This is a genomic window from Bradyrhizobium sp. USDA 4474, assembly GCF_054057515.1.
Window position 1 is genome coordinate 3,967,778 of record NZ_JBSRZJ010000002.1, and the last position, 19,657, is coordinate 3,987,434.

At 65.3% G+C, this 19,657-nt stretch carries 16 protein-coding genes and 1 pseudogene; 10 read left to right on the plus strand and 7 right to left on the minus strand.

Annotation, left to right across the window (positions count from 1 at the left end; genetic code table 11):
- Window positions 1-71: 71 nt before the first annotated feature.
- Window positions 72-299 (plus strand): hypothetical protein, encoded by a 228-nt coding sequence (locus ACVW16_RS20625; protein WP_456700950.1) that lies wholly within the window; start codon window positions 72-74, stop codon window positions 297-299.
- Window positions 300-303: 4 nt separating this feature from the next.
- Here the strand turns inward: ACVW16_RS20625 and ACVW16_RS20630 are convergent, their stop codons facing one another.
- Window positions 304-969 (minus strand): GntR family transcriptional regulator, encoded by a 666-nt coding sequence (locus ACVW16_RS20630; RefSeq protein ID WP_456700951.1) that lies wholly within the window; start codon window positions 967-969, stop codon window positions 304-306.
- Window positions 970-977: 8 nt separating this feature from the next.
- Entirely contained in the window at window positions 978-2,390 is a 1,413-nt protein-coding gene (locus ACVW16_RS20635; protein ID WP_456736510.1) for an FAD-binding oxidoreductase, read from the minus strand.
- A gap of 163 nt (window positions 2,391-2,553) precedes the next feature.
- Here ACVW16_RS20635 and ACVW16_RS20640 point away from each other — a divergent pair, with 163 nt between their 5' ends.
- Window positions 2,554-3,438 (plus strand): dihydrodipicolinate synthase family protein, encoded by an 885-nt coding sequence (locus ACVW16_RS20640; protein ID WP_456736509.1) that lies wholly within the window; start codon window positions 2,554-2,556, stop codon window positions 3,436-3,438.
- Window positions 3,439-3,447: 9 nt separating this feature from the next.
- Here the strand turns inward: ACVW16_RS20640 and ACVW16_RS20645 are convergent, their stop codons facing one another.
- Both ACVW16_RS20645 and ACVW16_RS20650 read right to left on the minus strand, forming a co-directional pair.
- Window positions 3,448-4,677: an MFS transporter gene (locus ACVW16_RS20645; RefSeq protein WP_456736508.1), complete on the minus strand. Its 1,230-nt coding sequence runs from the start codon at window positions 4,675-4,677 to the stop codon at window positions 3,448-3,450.
- Window positions 4,678-5,135: 458 nt separating this feature from the next.
- Window positions 5,136-5,324 (minus strand): hypothetical protein, encoded by a 189-nt coding sequence (locus ACVW16_RS20650; RefSeq protein WP_456802414.1) that lies wholly within the window; start codon window positions 5,322-5,324, stop codon window positions 5,136-5,138.
- Between ACVW16_RS20650 and ACVW16_RS20655 the strand changes: the two genes are divergently transcribed.
- Complete coding sequence (locus tag ACVW16_RS20655) at window positions 5,277-7,511, plus strand: TonB-dependent siderophore receptor (RefSeq protein WP_456802618.1); 2,235 nt, start codon at window positions 5,277-5,279, stop codon at window positions 7,509-7,511. The two genes, ACVW16_RS20650 and ACVW16_RS20655, sit on opposite strands and share 48 nt — an antisense overlap.
- 37 nt (window positions 7,512-7,548) lie before the next feature.
- Window positions 7,549-8,697, plus strand: a pseudogene (locus tag ACVW16_RS20660) (PepSY-associated TM helix domain-containing protein); the annotation flags it as partial.
- Here the strand turns inward: ACVW16_RS20660 and ACVW16_RS20665 are convergent.
- Window positions 8,689-9,552 (minus strand): LysR family transcriptional regulator, encoded by an 864-nt coding sequence (locus ACVW16_RS20665; RefSeq protein ID WP_456736506.1) that lies wholly within the window; start codon window positions 9,550-9,552, stop codon window positions 8,689-8,691. The pseudogene ACVW16_RS20660 and the gene ACVW16_RS20665 overlap by 9 nt on opposite strands.
- A 158-nt stretch (window positions 9,553-9,710) precedes the next feature.
- Here ACVW16_RS20665 and ACVW16_RS20670 point away from each other — a divergent pair, with 158 nt between their 5' ends.
- The 5 genes from ACVW16_RS20670 to ACVW16_RS20690 all read left to right on the plus strand — a co-directional run bounded on the left by ACVW16_RS20670 (window position 9,711) and on the right by ACVW16_RS20690 (window position 15,953).
- Window positions 9,711-10,607 (plus strand): alpha/beta fold hydrolase, encoded by an 897-nt coding sequence (locus ACVW16_RS20670; protein ID WP_456736505.1) that lies wholly within the window; start codon window positions 9,711-9,713, stop codon window positions 10,605-10,607.
- A gap of 83 nt (window positions 10,608-10,690) precedes the next feature.
- Window positions 10,691-11,923: a rhodanese-like domain-containing protein gene (locus ACVW16_RS20675; protein WP_456736504.1), complete on the plus strand. Its 1,233-nt coding sequence runs from the start codon at window positions 10,691-10,693 to the stop codon at window positions 11,921-11,923.
- A gap of 198 nt (window positions 11,924-12,121) precedes the next feature.
- The gene (gene serA, locus ACVW16_RS20680) at window positions 12,122-13,366 is read left to right on the plus strand and encodes a phosphoglycerate dehydrogenase (protein ID WP_456700959.1); all 1,245 of its coding nucleotides are present in this window, start codon (window positions 12,122-12,124) and stop codon (window positions 13,364-13,366) included.
- Window positions 13,367-13,475: 109 nt separating this feature from the next.
- The gene (locus ACVW16_RS20685; RefSeq protein ID WP_456700960.1) at window positions 13,476-14,495 is read left to right on the plus strand and encodes a patatin-like phospholipase family protein; all 1,020 of its coding nucleotides are present in this window, start codon (window positions 13,476-13,478) and stop codon (window positions 14,493-14,495) included.
- Window positions 14,496-14,498: 3 nt separating this feature from the next.
- A complete protein-coding gene (locus ACVW16_RS20690) occupies window positions 14,499-15,953 on the plus strand; it encodes a GntP family permease (RefSeq protein ID WP_456736503.1) in 1,455 nt (484 codons plus the stop codon).
- Window positions 15,954-16,067: 114 nt separating this feature from the next.
- On the opposite strand, the gene ACVW16_RS20695 is transcribed toward ACVW16_RS20690, so the two are convergent.
- Window positions 16,068-17,684, minus strand: a complete 1,617-nt coding sequence (locus ACVW16_RS20695; RefSeq protein WP_456736502.1) for an MDR family MFS transporter — start codon at window positions 17,682-17,684, stop codon at window positions 16,068-16,070.
- Window positions 17,632-18,879 (minus strand): HlyD family secretion protein, encoded by a 1,248-nt coding sequence (locus ACVW16_RS20700; RefSeq protein WP_456736501.1) that lies wholly within the window; start codon window positions 18,877-18,879, stop codon window positions 17,632-17,634. The genes ACVW16_RS20695 and ACVW16_RS20700 overlap by 53 nt, the downstream gene beginning before the upstream one ends.
- Window positions 18,880-18,970: 91 nt before the next feature.
- Here ACVW16_RS20700 and ACVW16_RS20705 point away from each other — a divergent pair, with 91 nt between their 5' ends.
- On the plus strand, window positions 18,971-19,630 hold the full coding sequence (locus ACVW16_RS20705) for a TetR/AcrR family transcriptional regulator (protein WP_456736500.1): 660 nt from the start codon (window positions 18,971-18,973) through the stop codon (window positions 19,628-19,630).
- Window positions 19,631-19,657 lie beyond the last annotated feature (27 nt).

The window sequence follows — 19,657 nt, forward strand, 5'->3', positions numbered from 1 at the left end:
TGCCGCGGTTCATCCCTAGGAACCATCCGCCCTCGTGAACATTTGACCCAAGGGATCGCACCGAGCCCGGCTTGCGCGCGCCCGCGTCCAGCATCTGGATGACCTCGATGTTCGCCTCGGGCGATGGGGGAGCTGTGAGTACAGTCATAGAGAACTTGCTGTTGCGAAAGCAGAAGCTCGTGGAACAGCTCGAGAAAGCGCAGGCGGTCGAGGACCGCGACAAGATTGAGCACCAGCTCGAACAGATCAACACGGCGCTGGATTTTCTGGACAGGCCGGGATCGAGAGACGCGCGTTAGCCGCTCAGTCCACTTTCAGCGCTTTGGCGTAGACCACGCCCGATCTGGTGATGTGCGTCGTCATCAGCGATTCGAACGCGTCGAACTCGCCGCGCGTGAACAGATCGAGCAGCTTGCGGTGTTCGTCGAATGACGATCGGGTGCGCACGTCGATCGGCGAGGTCAGATTGGTGCGCAGCGCGGCGACGCGGCCCGCGACGAGCTGATAGGATTCGGCGAGGTAGCGATTGCCGCAATGAGCGAACAGGCCTTCGTGAAAGCCGGCGTCAGCGCGGCCATAGGCGATGTTGTCGCGCGTCTCGAGCGCCGGCTCCATCGCTGCGATCGCCTCGCTCATCGTCGTGATCGCGGCGTCGCGGTCGTGGCGAAAGGCGAGCTCGGCCGCCTTGGGTTCGAGTGCAATACGGAAGGTGCACAGCGCGGTAATGTCCTCGGCGCTCGGCGTGAATACGAAGCTGCCGACCTGCGGCCGGATCACCACCAGGCCCTGCGCCTGCAGTTGGCCCATGGCCTCGCGCACCGGCGTGCGGCTGACGCCGAAGGAATTCGCCACCATCTCCTCTGAGATCGCGGCACCAAGCGCGAACTCGCCCTCGATGATAGCCTGCCGCAGCCGCAGCATCACCCGCTGCGACAGCGATTTCGGCGCATCGAGCTTCAGCGAGCGCATGGATGCTCTCAGATCACCTTGCCGGGGTTGAGCAGATGATCGGGATCGAGCGCGGTCTTCAGCGTCCGCATCAGCGCGATCTCGCCCTCGCTGCGGGCGTGTCCGAGCCATTTCTTTTTCAGCGTGCCGATGCCGTGCTCGGCGGAGACGCTGCCGCCCATATCGCGCACGAGTCCGTAGATGATCGCGTCGATCTCCTCCTTGGGCTGCTGCTCGACCGGGAGACCTGTGACCCAGGAGACGAGGTGCAGATTGCCGTCACCGATATGGCCGTAATAGACGCTCTCGCAGCCCTTGATGCCGGCAGCCAACGCCGCCTTGCAGCGCGTCGCGAACTCGTCCATCCGCGCAACCGCGAGGCCGATATCGTAGGAAATGTGCGGACCCAGCACCTGGCCGAATTCGGCGCAGATGTCGCGCACGCGCCAGAACGCCTGCGTCTGCGCCAGCGATTGCGCCACCGCTGCGTCCGCCAGCAGTCCGCGCTCCATCAGTTCTTCGAGCCAGGCCTGGAAGCGCGGCGCATCGACGCTCTCGTCGGTGCCCTGCGCTTCGACCAGCACGTAGAGAGCCTTCCCGGCGGCGACCGGCGGCTTGACGCCCGCGCGCGTGGTGATCACGTCCCAATAGTCCGGCCACATCACCTCGAAGGCCGACAGCAGCGGACCGAGCCCGCCGCGCGCAGCGCCGAGCAAGTCGATCACCGCGGCGTAGTCTTTCAGCGCACAGAGTGCAGCCATGGTCGAGCGCGGCTTCGGGAACAATTTCAGAACCACGCGGGTGATGATGCCGAGCGTGCCTTCCGAGCCGATGAAGAGATGCTTCAGATCGTAGCCGGCATTGTTCTTCATCAGCTTGTTGAGGCTGGTGATGATGGTGCCGTCGGGCAGCACCACCTCCAGCCCGAGCACCAGTTCGCGCGTCATGCCGTAGCGGATGACGCGATTGCCGCCGGCATTGGTGGAGAGATTGCCGCCGATGGTGCAGGAGCCGCGCGAGCCGAGATCGAGCGGAAAGAAGAACCCGGCTTCGTCCGCGGCCTTCTGGATCGTCTCCAGCGGCGTGCCCGATTTCACCGTCATCGTCATGGAGGCGCGATCGATCTCCTCGATGCCGGTCATGCGTTCGAGCGAGATTGCGACCCAGCCCGTTTCGGGCGAAGCGCCGCGGCAGAGCCCGGTCAATCCGCCTTGCGGCACAAAGGGCAGGCGTGCCTGCCGACAGGTCGCAATGGCATCAGCAACGCCCTGCGCATCGAGCGGGCGGATCACCGCGAGTGGGGTTTGCGGCAGGCTCGCGCTCCAGTCGTTACAATTGCGCGCGGGCACGTCGCTGCCGGTGAGCACGGCGGCCGCGCCGAGCTTGTCGCGCAAGGCCGCGAGCAGCGGCCCGGGATGTCCGATCGGGGTCACCATGTTCATGCGAGACCTCCTCTGGATTTGCGCCGTAACGACGGAAAGGATTTGCGTCGTTCTTGTATGTAAGGTACAACATGGAAAGTAAAGTAAAAACAAGGCCCGGCAAGTTCTCTGGGATTATTGGAGAACAGAGGCTCATTCGGGAGCCGCAGCGATGGATGGTGCTATGACCGAGGCAATTCGCGGGTTCTGGGTAGCGTCGGCGACGCCGCTGGCGGCGGACGGCAGCGTGGATTCCGCCAAGCTCGCCGGCCATGCCAAGCAACTCTTCAGCAAGGGCGTAGACGGCGTCGTTCTGTTCGGCACCACGGGCGAGGGCACCTCGTTCAATGTCACCGAACGGGTCGCGACCATCGAAGCCGTGCTCAAGGCCGGCGTGCCGGCGGAGCGGATCGGCGTTGGCGGCGGCTTCCCCGCCATCAGTGACAGCATCGCACTGACGCGCGCCGCGCTCGGCCTTGGCTTGCGCCACGTGCTGATCCTGCCGCCATATTTCGATCGCAGCGTCACGGCCGAGGGCATCGAGGATGCATTTGCTGCGATCATCGACGGTGCAACCGACGACCGCCTGCGCGCCTATCTCTATCATATCCCGCAGATCTCGGGCGTCGCGATCCCCACCACCGTCGCCGCGAACCTGCGCAAGCGTTACGGCAAGGTGCTTGCGGGTCTGAAGGACTCCAGCGGCGACTTCAAGCAGTTTCAGGCGTTCCGCGCGGCCGCGCCCGAGCTCGCCATCACGGTCGGCAATGAAACCGACATCGCCCGCGCGATCGCCGGCGGAGGTGCCGGCACCATCTGCGGCATGGCCAACATCACGCCGGAGCTGGTCAAGGCGATCATCGACGGCAAGGACGTCGAGGCGCGCATGCAGGCCGCCGTCGATATCGTGGTGAAGTCGGCATCCTTCCTGACGACGCTGAAGGCCATTCTCGCCGCGCAGACCGGTGATGCGGGCTGGTTGCGGGTACGCCCGCCGCTGCGTGCGCTGTCGGACGGCGCTGCGCTCAAGGCGAAGCTGGACGAACTGACCAGCCCGGCGATAGCGTAAGAACGCGTTTCATCTGCCTTGATCGTCGGCAGCGCGCGCTGACATGGTCCGAGCCGCGACGAGCGCGGCCGCAAACCCGGCCGCAGCACCGACGCCGAGCGCCCAGCGCGGACCGAGATTGTCTGCCACCCATCCGACAATGGGTGCGCCGATCGGTGTGCCGCCAAGGGCGACGCCGAGTCGCAACGCCATGACGCGTCCCCTCATCCGCGGCTCGGTGGAGAGTTGCATCATGGCATTCGAGGTGTTGGTCACCGTGAGCGCCGCCACGCCGATCAGGACGAGAGTGCCTGCGAACAGCCAATAGCTGGGCGCGAGCGCGGCCAACGTGCACCCAGCCCCAAACGTTGCGGCTCCAGACAGCAGCGAGACGAATTTCGGCTGCGCACGGCCGGCAGCCAGGAGTGCGCCCGAGATCGTGCCGACCGCCATCGTCGACGACAACAGGCCGAATCCGCGCGCATCCGTGTGGAAGACGCTGACTGCCATGGTCGAGATGAAGATCGGGAAGTTCAGCCCGAACGTGCCGATCAGGAACAGCATGATCATGATCGCGCGGAGATCGTTGCGCGACCACACGTAGCGAAAACCCTCCGTCATTCCGCCCGGAGCGCGGTGCGCCCGCGCATTCGGGCGCAACTCCGCGGTGCGCAGCAAGGCAAGCGAGCAGAGCACCGCCATGAAGGATGCAGCGTTGAGCAGGAAAGCCCAGCCGGTGCCGATCGAAGCGATGACCATCCCTGCGACCGCGGGCCCGACCATCCGCGCGGCGTTAAAGGACGTCGAGTTCAGGGCGATCGCATTGGAGAGCTCGCCGTCGCCGACGAGCTCGGCCACGAATGTCTGACGCACCGGGGCGTCGAAGGCCGCAGTGCAGCCAAACAGGAAGGCGAACACATAGACGTGCCAGAGCTTCACCAGGCCGGAGACCGTGAGAAGGCCGAGGACGAACGCCAGTGCGCCCATCGTTGCCTGGGTGGCGACCAGCAACCTTCGCTGGTTGAAATGATCAGCGGCAAAACCCGTCCATGGCATCAGCAGCAGTTGCGGTCCGAACTGCAGCGCCATCACCACGCCGACGGCCGACGCATTGTGCCGCGTCAGCTCGGTGAGAACGAGCCAGTCCTGCGCCGCGCGCTGCATCCACGTTCCCGTGTTGGACACCAGCGCGCCTGTAGCCCAGACGCGGTAATTATAGTTTCGCAGTGAGCGAAAGGTGCCCGCGACCGGCACGCTCACCAATCCCTTGCGAACGTGGTCCGGATTGGCTCCCCGCGCAGGCCGCTCACGCGCTTCAGCTTGCCCATCGGCGAATGGAGGTCTTCTGCGAGCGCGCCGGCGCGCGGACGAGACGGGCGTTGGTCGGACGAACTGGTCATGGTGGAGTGAATGACATCCATGAAGCTGATCTGTAAAGAAGAACTGTGCAGTTGACCTGAACAAAGACGTGAGCGGATCCGCCGGTTTGGGCGTCGTGAAGCTCACGCACCGCGCGGTCCTCGTGCGACATGGCGTCGCGCCGAGGGCGCACGATGAGCGTCCGATCTATCCGGCAACCGTGCTCATCTCGACTGCATTCAATTGCAATGCTTGGTTCCCGCTCAGGGCCCACCATAGTTCGGGTCGCAGCGATCGAGCGATCAAGGTTCTTAGAACGATTCGACACTAGAGCGATTCAAGTCGCCGCCATGTTCTCTTCAATCGCAGCGGCTGGTAGATGCGCCGGCTTCAACGCTGTGATCTGGAAGTGAATTGAAAGTGCATGCCTCTCTGCGGATGACCATCAGGTCGGTGCTCGTCGAAATCGCGCCGGCAAGGGCCGCGCTGGCCTTCTCGTCCTGCTGCTCGCCGAATGTCCCTTCAACACCGGCATCGCACAGGCGCAAACGGCCCTGCCGCCGGTGACTGTGGATGCGCCGGCGCAGCGGCCGAAGCCGGCGCGCGCTTCAGGGCAATCTCAACGCCGCACCCAGGCTGTACGCCGGAGCTCAGTTGCCGTGCTGCCCGCAGCCGCAATCCCATCCGAGCGGGCGGCGGCTGAGGCCGCCGCGCAACAAGCCGCAAGGCTCGGCTATCGCGCGCTGCCGAGCGCGTCCACGTTGCGCTCGGGCGCATCGCCGCTCGACACCTCGCAATCCGTCAACGTCGTGCCCGCACAGGTGCTGAAGGACCAACTGCCGCGCAATATCGACGATGCGCTGGTCAACATCAGCGGCATCACCCAGACCAATACACTCGCAGGCACCCAGGATGCGGTGATCCGTCGCGGCTTCGGTGACAATAGGGATGGCTCGATCATGCGCAACGGCATGCCGCTGGTGCAGGGTCGGAGCCTGAACGCGGCTGTCGACAGCGTCGAGGTGCTGAAGGGGCCGGCATCGCTGCTCTATGGCATCATGGATCCCGGCGGCGTCGTCAACACCATCAGCAAGCGTCCGGAGCTCTACCAGCACGGCTCGGTCACGCTGCTTGGCTCGACCTACGCCAACAACCGCAACGGTGCCGACGGTACCGTTGATGTCACCGGTCCGATCGGCGACGGCGGGCTTGCCTATCGCTTCATCGGCTACGGCGTCAGCGAGGATTATTGGCGCAATGTCGGCCGCCATCGGGAAATGCTGGTGAACCCGTCGGTCGCCTGGTACGGCGAGACCACAACGGTCCAGCTCACCTATGAGCATCGCGAGTTCATCTATCCCTTCGACCGCGGCACCGCCTTCGTCAACGGCGCGCCATTGGCAATCCCGAAGACACGGCGGCTCGACGAGCCCTTCAACAACATGTGGGGCACGTCGGAGCTCGTGCAGGGCTCGATCGAGCAGAAGCTCGACGATAGCTGGAAGGTCTCGGCGGCCTACAGCTACAACACCGAGACCTACACCGCGAACCAGCTCCGCATCACCGGCGTCAATACTGCCAGCGGCGTCGAGACCCGCAGCAATGACGGTACCCGGAACTCGCTGAGCAACGCCAGCTACGGCACCTCCTACATGCAGGGCGACGTGTGGGTCGGTGGCTTCCGCAACGAGGTCCTGTTCGGCGGCGAGGCGATGTATCGCACCATCGATCGCCGCGACCTGATTCGCCAGGCGACGGCGAGCTTCAATGTCTACAATCCGGTTTATGGGTTGGTCACACCGGGCAGCACTATTTCGCCTGTTGACAGCGAACAGACCGACAAGCTCGGCACCCGCGGCTTCTTCGCCCAGGACACGTTCCATCTGACCAACTGGCTGTCCGCAGTCGGCGGCATGCGCTGGATGCAATATGAGCAGCTCGCCGGAAAAGGCCGGCCTCTGTTCGTCACCAACACCAACCTCTCGGGCGACAAGGTGCTGCCGCTCGGCGGCGTGATCGTCAAGCTGAGCGAGGAGCTTTCTTATTATGTGAGCTATACGCAGTCGCTGAAGCCAACGTCGACGATCGCGGCGTTCACCAACGGCTTCGTCGTCGATTCAACCATCGCGCCCGAAGAGGCAACGCAATGGGAGACCGGACTGAAGTTCGACGTCAATAAACGGCTCTCGGGCAGCTTTGCGGTCTACGATATCCAGAAAAAGAACGTGTTGGTGCTGAACGACATCGGCGGCGGCAAGTCGGCGGCGCGCGCCTCCGGCGCTGCGCAATCGCGCGGTGTCGAACTGGACGTCAGCGGCCGGCTGACCGAGGAATGGAGCATGATCGGTAGCTACGGCTATACCGACGCGCGCCTGATCAACGATCCTCTCGTTGGTAACGCAAAGCTGCTGAACGCGGCGATGAATACGGCGTCGCTGTATCTCGTCTACGATTTCGGCGACCGGTTGCCTGGTCGCCTGCGGCTCGGCGGCGGCGCGCACTATGTCAGCGACCGGCCCGGCGACACGGCCAACACGTTCTTCCTGCCGGCCTACACCGTCGCGGACATCTTCGCGACCTACGACACCAAGGTCGACAAAGTGCCAGTGGCCTATCAGTTCAACGTCAAGAACCTGTTCGACAAGGTCTACTACACCTCCACCACCGCCAGCGCATTGAATGTCGCGATGGGTGAAGGGCGGCGTATCTCGCTGTCGGCAACGGTGAAGTTCTAGACAGTCATGCGACACCACCACGCGAGGGCCTGCGCCGATGCATAAGGTCTGGCCCGCAATCAAGGCCGCGCTGCTCCAGCTTCATTCCATAGCCGGTCTCCTGCTCGCCCTGTTGCTCTCCCTGATCGCGCTGACCGGCGCGATCATGAGCTTTGAGGACGAGATCGTCGAGCATCTGAACGCCGACATCATGCAGGTCGCGACACGGAGGACGCCGGCGCTGACGCCGGACGAGCTGGTGGCGCGCCTCAAGGCAGTGCCGGATGCCGGCAAGGTCGCCGCCATCACGTTGTCGAGCGATCCGTCGACCGCTGTGCACATCCGCTTCGTCCGCGACGAGCAGGGTTCGCGGCCATCCTCGTTCTATGTCGACTCCTATGACGGACACGTGCTTGGCGTGGCGCGTGGCGAGGATTTCTTTGCGACGGTGCGCCGGCTGCATCGCTGGCTGCTGATACCGGGCGATGCCAAGGGCTGGGGCCGCCGGATCACTGGCGTGGCCGCGCTGGGCCTGATCGTGATGCTGATCTCGGGTTTTGTGCTGCGCTGGCCGCTTCGGGCCAGCAGCCTGAAGATGTGGCTGAAGCCGGATCTTGGGCTCAGAGGCCGGGGGCTGCATCGCTCGCTGCACGCCGTCATCGGCACCTGGGTCCTGCCCATCTATCTGGCGATGACCCTGACCGGGCTTTGGTACTCGTTCGACTCGTACAAGGACGGCGTCCTCTGGCTGCTGTCGCGCCCACATGTGGCCGCGGCAAAGACGCAGCCGAAGCAGCCACGTCCGCCCGGCCGCGCCGAGCCGGCGCAGCCGATCGGCTTCGACCGCGCGTGGTCGGCCCTTCGGCGCGAGGAGGCCAACGGCTTCGCCAAAGCGCAGCTGGCCCTTCCTGCCGGGCCGGGCACAGTGATCCGGATCCGGGCGTGGGGAAAGGACTCCACACTCGAGTCCATGCGCGATGAGTTTCGCATCGATGCTGTGAGCGGCGAGGTCATCTCCGCGGAGCGCTATGCCGACAAGACGCTGGGTGAGAGGGCCATTGCTGGTGTCCTCGATATCCACCGCGGCGCTGTTCTGGGCTGGCCCGGCAGGCTCATCTTCATGATCGCAGCCGCGCTGATGCCGCTGTTCGCGATCACGGGCGTATTGTTGTACCTGTCGCGCCGCAAGCTGCGACCGTCACGCCAGCGCGCAACGCTCGGCGATAATGCCGCCGATCGCACGGGCGAACGGCAGGTTGCAGCTTTGAGCGACACCAAGGGCAAGCTCGACCGCGTTGAGCTGCGGCAGGTCCGCCAGATCGCTAGCGTGCCGCAGCGACTTGCGCTCGCCGAGCCTGACGGGCAGGGCGGCAAAGCCGAGGCCGGCCTTGACGGCGCCGACCAGCGCAGAGAGGCTGCGCGCCTCACAGGCGATGGTCCATTCGCGCCCGACCAGGTGCAGGCTGCGCAAGGCTTCGCCGCGATAGGCGCAACCGTCCGCGAAGGAGACCAACGGAACAGCATCGCGGGACCGGTCTGACCGTGCGGCCGTGCCGAACCAGGCCATCGGTTCGAACGCGATCGCGGCGTCGGCGGCGTTCGAGGGCAGACGCTTGTAGAGGGCGAGATCGAGGCAATCGCGACCGACGTCCTCGGCGAGCCGGGCCGACAGGTCGGTGTGCACTGATAGCCTCGCCTTGGGGAAGCGTGAGCGGATTTCGTCGACAGCCGACGTGAAGTCGCGCTCGAGAAAATCTGCGGGCATGCCGAGCCTGATCCGCTCACCCGATGCCGGCCGGCGCATCGCCGCGACCGCGCGCTCGTTGAGCGAGATGATCTCTCGCGCATGCGCGATCAGCTCCGTGCCTTTCACCGTCGGCCCGAGTACCCGGCCACGGGCCCGTTGCAACAGGGGATGGCCGACCAGGGCTTCGAGCCGGGCGATCTGGAGGCTGATCGCGGATTGCGATCGTCCCAGTTGATCCCCCGCACGCGAGAAGCTCTTCAGCTCGACGATGGCAAGCAGCGCCCGCAGGGTGTCGATATCAAGGGTCGTCGGCATGGAGGACTCCGGACGATGCGCCGGACAGGCTCCAGCGAGGGGGCAGTCAGAATGAGATTTATCAATCAACCGATTGCAGAAATCAATTTCTCGCGCGCGGGGCCTGCGCGCTATCAGTCAGGCAGCGCCGGCCGCAATCGAAGGCGCGGAGGAAACACATGCAACGTCGCGACGTTCTGAGAAGCCTGGGCCTGACGGCCGCTGCCGCCATGGCCACCACGCCGGCCTTGGCGCAAGGCTCGGGCACCGCGCGTGCATCGCCATCGGTCTGGCCGGCTCCGCAACTGGCGACTGCCAGCCGGCTCGGCCATTGCCGCTTCGGCAACGGCCCCGCGGTGTGTGTGGTGCTGCACGAATGGCTCGGCGATCACGTCAACTGGGAGCCGGTGCTGCCCTATCTCGACCCCGTACGATTCACCCTCGTGTTCATGGATCTCAGAGGTTACGGCTGGTCCCGCGGCATCAGTGGCGGCTACACGCTGGATGAGGCCGTCGCTGACGTGCTGCGTACCGCTGACGAGCTTGCGATCACCCGCTTTCATCTCGTCGGACATTCGATGTCCGGCTTGGTCGCGCAGAAGGTCGCGCTTCAGGCCGGAAGCCGGCTTCAAAGCGTGACATTGTTCTCGCCCGTGCCGCCCACCGGCTTTCGCGCCGACGAGGCCGCGATGAAGGCGCTCAACGCCGTCATCGACGAGGACGAGGCGGCCGGGCGTGCCATCACGGCCCGCACGTCCAGCCGCTACGGCGCCGGCTGGTTGCGCCGCAAGCTTACCATCGCGCGCGAGGCCTCGACCGTCGAGGCCAAGCGCGGCTATCTGACGATGTTCACGTCATCGGCCATCACCGGCGATACGCATGGGCTGGCGGCGCCCCTGCATGTCGTGACCGGCGCGCTGGACATCCCGTTCTATCGCGGCGAGCCGCTGCGGAATGCCTTTGCGCTCGCCTATCCCCGCGTGACGTTCGAGGTCATCGACGACGCCGGCCATTATTCAATGCTGGAAACCCCGGTGCGGGTCGCCGGCATCATCGAGAAGCGGCTGGCAGGCTAACGGCCTCCATGCGACGGAGTGGCTAGCCAAGCCTCTCGCAATCGTTCAAAAGCCCATGGCCTGTCCTCGTCAGGGTTCACGCCATGAAGCTTTCGACCGTCACTCCCGCCGATATCCGCCGCGCGCTGCTGCTCCGCGAGGAGATCGCGCTGCTCGATCTCAGGCACGAGGCGGCCTTCGCAACCGGGCATCCGCTGTTCGCGGCCAACATGGCCGTGGACCGGATCCCGGTCGAGGCGGCGGTGCGGCTGCCGCGCAAGGATGTGCCGGTCGTGCTCTTTGATGACGGCGAGGGACTGGGTGCAGAGGGCGCCGAACGCCTTGCGGCGCTCGGCTACAGCAATGTCTGTGCGCTCGATGGCGGGCTGAAAGGCTGGCGCGCGGCGGGCTACGAGGTGTTCGAGGACGTCAATTCCTACTCCAAAGCCTTTGGCGAACTGGTGGAGGCGCGTCGCCACACGCCGTCGTTCAGCGCCGACGAAGTGGCAAAGCTGATCGCCGACAAGGCCAACATCGCCATCCTCGACGTCCGCCGCTTCGACGAATACGCCACCATGAACATTCCCGGCTCGGTCAGCGTGCCGGGCGCGGAACTGGTGCTGCGTGCCGGCCAGGCCGCGCCCGACCCCGACACCACCATCATCGTCAATTGCGCCGGCCGTACCCGGTCGATCATCGGCGCCCAGTCGCTGATCAATGCCGGCGTGCCCAACAAGGTGCGGGCGCTGCGCAACGGCACGATCGGCTGGACGCTGGCGCGGCATCCGCTCGCCCATGGTGCCAACAGGCGCGGTGCAATCGGCTCGTTCGAGGGTGGTCCCGCCAACGCCCGCGACGTCGCCTATCGCGCCGGAGTCCGTCATATCGGCGCGAGCGAGATGTCGGCGCTGCTGGTGGATACCGATCGCACTCTCTATCGTTTCGACGTGCGCGATGCGGAGGAATATGCCGCCGGTCATCTGCCGGGCTTCCGCCACTATCCCGGCGGCCAGCTTGTCCAGGAGACCGACATGGCCGCGCCGGTGCGCGGCGCGCGCATTATCCTGACCGACGACAAGGGCGTGCGCGCCGACATGACCGCATCCTGGCTCGCGCAGATGGGCTGGGAGGTCTACGTGCTCGAAGGCGGCTATGGCGGCACGCTCGAGGTCGGCCCGCCGCTGATCCTGCCGAAGCCCGATCCGGCACATCGCTACCGTCGTCCCTATGAGGGAACCGATATCGCCGAGCGCGGCATGCAGGCCTACCTCGAGTGGGAATATGGCCTCGTCGACCAGCTCCGCCGCGACGGCACGCACGGGTTCTATGTGATCTGACTCTGAATTCCGTCACCCCCGCGCAACGGCGAAGCCGTTGTCGCTGGAGGTGGCCGCTTTTTCAGCGGCCCTCGAACGATGACGGAGCCAGTGGGATACCAAGCGGCGCCGCCATCTTCTCCCCGTATCCGAACCCTATTGTGCTGTACGGCGTCGGCGGTCTATGAGCTGCGGCAAAGCCGCCATTCAGGAGATTCCATGCCAGCCCCAGGCCAAAGCCCTGAGCGGAGCGCGAAGGCGCTGCTGCTTGAAGGTGTCAACGACAGCGCCGTGGACCTGTTCAAGAGCGCGGGTTTCACCAATGTCGAGCGCCTGACCAAGGCGCTGGATGGCGAGGCGCTGCGCCACGCGCTCAAGGGCGTCTCGCTGCTCGGCATCCGCTCGCGCACCCAGATCACCGACGATGTGCTGGCGGGCGCTGACGGGCTGCTCGCGGTCGGCTGCTTCAGCGTCGGTACCAACCAGGTCGACCTGCTGGCCGCGCGAAAGCGCGGCATTCCCGTGTTCAACGCGCCGTTCTCCAACACGCGCAGCGTCGCAGAGCTCGTCATTGGTGAGATCGTGATGCTCCTGCGGCAGATCTTTCCGCGCTCGGTGTCGGCCCACGAGGGCGGCTGGGACAAGTCCGCCGCAGGCAGCCGCGAGGTGCGCGGCCGTACGCTCGGCATCATCGGCTACGGCAATATCGGCTCGCAGCTCTCGACGCTGGCCGAAGCCATGGGCATGCGGGTGATCTATTATGATCGCACCGACAAGCTCCGCCACGGCAATACCGAGCCCGTCGAGAAGCTGGAAGAGCTGCTGGCGCAGAGCGACGTGGTCAGCCTGCACGTGCCGGAGACGCCGGAGACCGCGGGTATGATCGGCGAGAAGGAGCTGCGGGCGATGAAATCAGGGTCGTTCCTGATCAACAACAGCCGCGGCACGGTCGTGGATCTCGATGCGCTTGCCGGCGCGTTGCGTGATGGTCATATCGCCGGTGCCGCCATCGACGTGTTTCCGGTCGAGCCGTCGTCCAACTCGGAGCGCTTCAAGAGCCCGATGCAGGGCATCAACAACGTCATCCTCACGCCCCATGTCGGTGGTTCCACCGAAGAGGCGCAGGAGCGCATCGGCGGCGAGGTGGCGCGCAAGCTGGTCGATTATTTCATCACGGGATCGACCATGGGCGCCGTGAACTTCCCTGAGGTGCAGCTGCATCTGCGCCCCTCCGGCGTACGCTTCAGCCACGTCCATCGCAACGTGCCGGGGATGCTGCGCCGGTTGAACGAGGTCTTCCTCCAGCGCGACATCAATATCGCCGCGCAATATCTGGAGACGGCCGGGGATCTCGGTTACGTTGTGCTCGACGCCGATCTCGGCGGCCAGGACTCGGGCGCGCTGCTGGCGCAGATCCGCAGCCTCGAAGGCACGATCGGCGCACGCCTGGTATTCGAGCACTAGAGGCGTCACGTTCCGGTTGCGTCTCCTGGCCGGTGCTCGCTACACTGCTGTCGTTCTCGCGTGTTAGAAATCGCGCGGAATTTGAGCTTCAGTTGCGTGAGGGCCCGCCATGGAACGGGATTCCGTACTGATCGATCTTGCGCTTCAGGGCGGTGGCTCGCACGGCGCCTTCTCCTGGGGCGTGCTTGATCGTCTTCTCGAAGAGAAGTGGCTTACGATAGCAGCGATCTCCGGAACCTCTGCCGGGGCGATGAATGCTGCGGTGCTGGCGGATGGGTGGACGGCGGGCGGTGCCGAAGGCGCGCGTGACGCGCTTGCGCAATATTGGCGCCGCGTCTCGAGGGCTGCGGCCTTCAGTCCGCTGCAGCGCTCGCCACTCGACCGGTTGATGGGACGCTGGACACTCGATACGTCGCCGTTCTACGTCCTCACCGACCTGATGTCGCGGGTGCTGTCGCCCTACGATCTCAACCCGATGGGCTACAACCCGCTGCGCGCCGTGTTGGCCGAGAGCATCGATTTCGGGCGGCTTGCGCACTCGCCGATTCTGCTCTTCATCACCGCGACGCGGGTGCGCACTGGTCGCGGCCGCGTCTTCCGCAACGCCGAGATTACCGCCGATGTGCTGCTGGCATCGGCCTGCCTGCCGACCATGTTCCGCGCCATCGAGATCGACGGTGAACCGTATTGGGATGGCGGCTTTGCCGGCAACCCGACCATCACACCGCTGGTCCGCGAAAGCGACGCCCACGATACGATCCTCGTTCAGATCAATCCGACCGAGCGGCTGGAGCCGCCGCGAACGGCCGCGGAGATCCTCAACCGTCTCAACGAGATTTCCTTCAATTCACCGCTGATGAAGGAGCTGCGCATGATCGCGCTGTTGCGGCAGGCCGCCGATCCCGGTAGCGGCGAGGGCGCGCGGTGGGCCAAGATGCGGACACACCGGATCAAGAGCGACATGCTTGCGAAATTCGGCGCATCGTCGAAGCTCAACGCGGAATGGGAGTTCGTCTCGATGCTCCGCGCGGAGGGGCGCATGGCCGCGGAGGCCTTTCTCGCCGAGCATGGCGCCGACATCGGCCGGCGTTCGACGGCCGATCTCGATGTCCTCCTGGCGGAGTGCTGAGGCATGGGGCTTCTCGGCCTTCTCGTCGGACTCGGTCTGCTCGTGCTGTTTGCGTTTCGCGGCTGGAGCGTTCTCCTGCTCGCGCCCTTCGCGGCGCTGGTTGCGGCATTGTTCGGTGGTGAGCCGCTGCTGGCGAACCTGACGCAGGTTTTCATGGTGAATGCGGCGGGGTTTTTGGCACAGTTCTTTCCGATCTTTCTGCTCGGCGCCGTTTTCGGCAAGCTGATGGATGACAGCGGCGCGGTCAGGTCGATCGCCGCCTTCATGGCGAAAAATCTCGGCGAGCGGCGCGTGATCCTGGCCGTGGTGCTGGCGGGCGCGCTGGTCACCTACGGCGGCGTCAGCCTGTTCGTCGCGTTCTTCGTCATCGTGCCGATGGCACGTTCGCTGTTTCGTGCTGCCGGCATTCCGCGCCGGCTGATTCCGGCCACGATCGTTCTGGGCACCTCGACCTTCACCATGTCGGCCCTCCCGGGCACACCCTCGATCCAGAATGCGATCCCGATGCCGTTCTTCGGCACGACACCGTTTGCCGCGCCGGGCCTAGGCATCATCGCCTCTCTCATCATGCTCGGAACGGGATTGTGGTGGCTGCATCGCGCGGAAGCCAAGGCGCGGCGCGCCGGCGAGGGTTATGGCGACGAAGGCGAGGATCTGACCGAGCGCGCCGCATCCGACGAGTTCGTCCGCGAGCGCGCCACCGCGGCACGCGAGTTCGATCCGGCGGAGCTCAAGCACGGCCGCCGCAGCAGCGAGCCTGCGCCCGTCGTGAGCGCCATCCTGCCACTGATCGTCGTCGTCGCCGTCAATCTGGCGATGTCGCTCGGCGTGCTGCCGCGCCTCGATGTCTCCTATCTCGCCGAGCAACGCTTTGGCGGGACCTCGCTTGCCGCGGTCGCAGGCGTGTGGTCGGTCGTGGTCGCCCTGACCGCCGCCATCGTCGCGACGATCGTGCTGAACCGGGCGCGCCTGCCGGCGTTGCGGCAGACCATGGATGCCGGGGCCAATGCATCGGTGCTGCCTGCGTTCAGTGTGGCGAGCCTGGTCGGATTTGGTGCGGTCGTGGCCGCGCTGCCGGCCTTCACAACCGTGCGTGACTGGGTGCTCGCGATCGAAGGCGGGCCGCTGGTGTCGCTCGCGGTCGCAACCAACATCCTGGCGGCGCTGACCGGCTCGGCATCGGGCGGCCTGACCATTGCGCTTGATGCACTCGGAGAGACCTATCTGGATCTCGCCGCACGCACCGGCATCGATCTTGCTCTGATGCATCGCGTCGCGGTGATCGGCTCGGGAACGCTGGATATTCTGCCGCATAACGGTGCGGTGGTCAGCCTGCTCGCGATCTGCGGCCTGACGCATCGCGACAGCTATGTTGACATCGTCATGGTGGGCATCGTGACGTCGCTCGTGGCGCTGGTGACTGTCATCGCGCTGGGCAGCGCGCTTGGATCGTTCTGAAGCGATTGACGGGGCAGGGTGGTTTACCCCGCCGCCGTCGCTTGTGCGCCACCGGACGAGGAAGCGGCCCTCGATCGCGACGGCCGCCTCAAGCCGCGATCCATCCGCGAGGTCCTAGTGCGCGCCGCCCGCGCCCGCCGCCTTCACCCGCCGCGTCAGCAGCACCGCGATCGCGGCGAGCACCAGCACTGCGCCGATCACGGCGAACGCGTCGGAATAGCCCATCACCAGCGCCTGGCGCTTCACCGTCTTGCCGAGCGCGATGATCGCCTGCTCGCGCGCGGCGTTGGGGTCGGGCACGCCATGGGCCAGGAAATAGTCCGTCATCTGCGCGACGCGGCCGCGGACTTCCTCGCGGCCGAGCGTGACGGACTGGCCGATGATGTTGGAGTGAAACTGTTCGCGCTTGGTGATGATGGTGGCAAGCGTCGCCGTGCCGATGGCGCCGCCGAGATTGCGGAACATGTTGCTGATGCCCGAGGCCGCGGCCGCGTCCTGCGGTGCGATTCCGCCCGTCAGCACCGAGGTCAGCGGCGTCAGCACCATGGCCTGGCCCACGGCGCGCACGATGTTGGGGATCCAGAGCTGATCGCCGGCATAGTCGGCCGACATGCCCGTGTTCATGAAGCAGCTATAGGCGAAGATGAGCAGCCCGGTGATTGCGATGAGGCGTGTGTCGAAACGCTGCATCAGTTTCGGGATCAGCGGGATCAGCACCAGCTGCGGCAGGCCGGTCCAGGCCAGCACGTTCCCGATCTGCTCCGCATTGTAGCCCTGCGCCTGGCCGAGATAGGCCGGCAGGATGTAGACGGAGCCGAACAGCGCGAAACCGACCATCGTCATCGCGATCGTCCCGAAGCCGAAATTGCGTTGCGTCAGCAGGCGTAGCCGGATCAGCGGCTTTTCGATGGTGAGCTCGATGGTGACGAACAGCGTCAGGCTGATGGCGGCGATCACCGCGAGCTTGACGATGAAGGGCGAGGAGAACCAGTCGTCCTTGTTGCCTTCCTCGAGCACGGCCTGCAGCGCTGACAGCCCGATCGCCATGGTGACGATGCCGGCCCAGTCGCCTTCTTTCAAAAGTCCGAGCTGCATCTTCTGCCGCTCGAGCGTCAGATAGAGCGCGGTCACCATCACCGCGGTCGGGATCACGTTGACGAAAAAGATCGTGCGCCAGCCGTAGTTCTCCGTGAGATAGCCGCCGATCGTCGGGCCGATCGCGGGGGCAAAAGTGACAGATAGCGCGAAGATCGCGAGCCCAACCGGCTGCTGCGGCTTCGGCAGCCTGGTCAACACCAGCGTGAACGCCATGGGGATCAGCACGCCGCCGGCAAAGCCTTGCAGGCCGCGCATCGCGATCATCGACGGCAGGTCGTGGGTGAAGGCACAGGCGACCGAGAAGGCCGCGAACAGGCTCGCGCTCGCCAGCATGTAGCGGCGGAACGTGAACACGCGGCTGAGATAGTCGGTCAGCGGGATCACGATGATCTCGCCGATCAGGTACGACGTGGAGATCCAGGAGCCGTTGTCGGCGCCGGTGCCGATGCCGCCCTCGATGTTGGCCAGCGAGGCGTTGGTGATCTGGATGTTCAGGATCGCCATGAACGATCCGATCATGGCGGCAAGCACGGCGACCCAGACCGCGACGCTCGCGCGGTTGGAATCGACGGCGACGTGATTAGGCGTCGCGACCGGGGTCGCTTGCATCGAAAGTGAGAGGCTGTCTGACATGGCACGACCCTCCGGAAACGAGTGTTGCCTTTGACGCATCGGCCGCCTTCGCAGCCTGCGTATTCGAACGAGTTGCAATGGTCGGGATGACGGACATGCCGGGACGGAGCGCGATGGCGCGCCCGTACTCATCATCGAGCGCGATCTTGACCGGGATGCGTTGCACCACCTTGGTGAAATTGCCGGTCGCGTTGTCGGGCGGCAGCAGCGCGAATTCCTGGCCGCTGGCGGGCGCGATGGAGTCGACATGGCCGTGCACGATCTGGCCCGGGAACATGTCGACCTCGATAGCGACGGCCTGGCCCGATTTCACGTGGGTGAGCTGCGTTTCCTTGAAATTGGCGACGACGTAGGCACCCTCGGCCGGCACGATCGACATCAGTTGCGTGCCTGCCTGTACGAACTGGCCGACGCGCAACGAACGGTTTCCGACCACGCCGTCGATCGGGGAGACGACGCTGGTGTAGCCGAGGTTCAGCTCGGCCTGGTGCTGCACCGCTTCCGCACGCGCCGCCGCCGCCTTGGCCTGGACGATCTCGGCCTTGAGCAGGTCGACCTGCTTGAGGGCCGAAGCGAGATTGGCGGTGTCGCGTTCGAGCGTCGCCTGCGCGGAGGCAATGCGTGATTGCGCCTGCTGCGCGTTCTGCACGCTGCCGGAGCCGGTCGCGGCGAGATCGGTGTAGCGCTTGTTGTCCTGCGCGGCGAAGGTGAGGTTGGCCTGATCGACGTCGAGCGTGGCTCGCGCCGCCTTGATCACCGCCTGCTGAACCTCGATCTGCGCTTCCTTGCTCGATATGGTGGCATTCGCCGCCAGCACATCGGCCTTGGCCTGGTCGAGCGCGACCCTGAAGTCGCGGTCGTCGATCCGGGCCAGCACCTGACCGGCCTTCACTTGCTCGTTATCGGCGACCAGAACGCGATCGAGATAGCCGCCGACCTTCGGAGCGACGGTGGTGTTGTCAGCCTTCACATAGGCGTCATCGGTCGAGACGAGGTACTGGCCGACAGTCCAGTAATCATAGCCGTACCAGCTCGCACCGGCGACTGCGATGACCGCGGCTCCCATCAGCAATAGCTTGCGAAGACTGAGTTTTTTCCTGGTGGCGACGGCTGGTGTGCCGGGCAGGACACCCTCCAGCGCGGAAGCGGGCAGGGCGGTCTGGACGGCGGCAGATGGGGTGGTGTGGACGGTCATGGCCGGCTCCCCTGATTTAGGAAACTTGACGATTTCCAAAATGAGGCTAGCTTTGGAATTGTCAATGGAATGACAGGCATCATGTAAAGACATGGCTGAGGCAAGACAGGACAACGCATGCCGCCCGCGCGGGCGGCCCCCGGTGCGCAGCGACGAGGAGACGACGCGAATCGTCCTCGAAGTGGCGCGGCATACCTTCGCGGTCGAAGGCTACGCCGCGACCAGCACCGAAGAGCTCGCCCGCCGCGCCGGCATCTCGACCAAGACGCTCTATCGCCTTTTTCCAGGCAAGGCCGCGCTGTTCGAGGCCATGTGCGCAGACAGGCTCGAGCGCCTGCTCTCTGCCGTCGATCTCCAGGCCGGCGATGACGTCGATATCGAAACGGGCTTGCGCGCCGCTCTGATGGCCTGCGCCGATCTCGCGCTCGACCCCGAGGTCGTGGCGTTGCAGCGCATGGTGCTGCAGCAATCCGCTACATTTCCCGAGCTCGCCGCGAATTTCTACACCAACGGCATCGCCCGCACCGTCAGGACACTCGCCGGTTGGCTGCGCCTCCAGGTCAAGCGCAAGCGCATCGCCATCGGAGACGCCGAAGAAGCGGCCGGCATGCTGATCGGCATGGTCGCGTCGGCGCCGCAGCGTGCCGCGATCTATGGCGGTGCAGCTTTGCCGTCACGCAAGCAGATCGAACGACGCGTGGAGACCTGCGCGGCGCTTTTCCTGGACGGCTGCCGCGCCAAACCGGCCTAGCGGCTCCGTTTTGACAATCCCATTCGC

What these genes read in the sequence shown, in the direction of transcription:
- ACVW16_RS20685 (WP_456700960.1), top strand. Translation starts at nt 13,476, where the DNA reads ATGGAACGGGATTCCGTACTGATCGATCTTGCGCTTCAGGGCGGTGGC.
- ACVW16_RS20665 (WP_456736506.1), bottom strand. Translation starts at nt 9,552, where the DNA reads ATGCCGACGACCCTTGATATCGACACCCTGCGGGCGCTGCTTGCCATC.
- ACVW16_RS20640 (WP_456736509.1), top strand. Translation starts at nt 2,554, where the DNA reads ATGACCGAGGCAATTCGCGGGTTCTGGGTAGCGTCGGCGACGCCGCTG.
- serA (WP_456700959.1), top strand. Translation starts at nt 12,122, where the DNA reads ATGCCAGCCCCAGGCCAAAGCCCTGAGCGGAGCGCGAAGGCGCTGCTG.
- ACVW16_RS20635 (WP_456736510.1), bottom strand. Translation starts at nt 2,390, where the DNA reads ATGAACATGGTGACCCCGATCGGACATCCCGGGCCGCTGCTCGCGGCC.
- ACVW16_RS20670 (WP_456736505.1), top strand. Translation starts at nt 9,711, where the DNA reads ATGCAACGTCGCGACGTTCTGAGAAGCCTGGGCCTGACGGCCGCTGCC.
- ACVW16_RS20700 (WP_456736501.1), bottom strand. Translation starts at nt 18,879, where the DNA reads ATGACCGTCCACACCACCCCATCTGCCGCCGTCCAGACCGCCCTGCCC.
- ACVW16_RS20630 (WP_456700951.1), bottom strand. Translation starts at nt 969, where the DNA reads ATGCGCTCGCTGAAGCTCGATGCGCCGAAATCGCTGTCGCAGCGGGTG.
- ACVW16_RS20690 (WP_456736503.1), top strand. Translation starts at nt 14,499, where the DNA reads ATGGGGCTTCTCGGCCTTCTCGTCGGACTCGGTCTGCTCGTGCTGTTT.
- ACVW16_RS20705 (WP_456736500.1), top strand. Translation starts at nt 18,971, where the DNA reads ATGGCTGAGGCAAGACAGGACAACGCATGCCGCCCGCGCGGGCGGCCC.
- ACVW16_RS20695 (WP_456736502.1), bottom strand. Translation starts at nt 17,684, where the DNA reads ATGTCAGACAGCCTCTCACTTTCGATGCAAGCGACCCCGGTCGCGACG.
- ACVW16_RS20675 (WP_456736504.1), top strand. Translation starts at nt 10,691, where the DNA reads ATGAAGCTTTCGACCGTCACTCCCGCCGATATCCGCCGCGCGCTGCTG.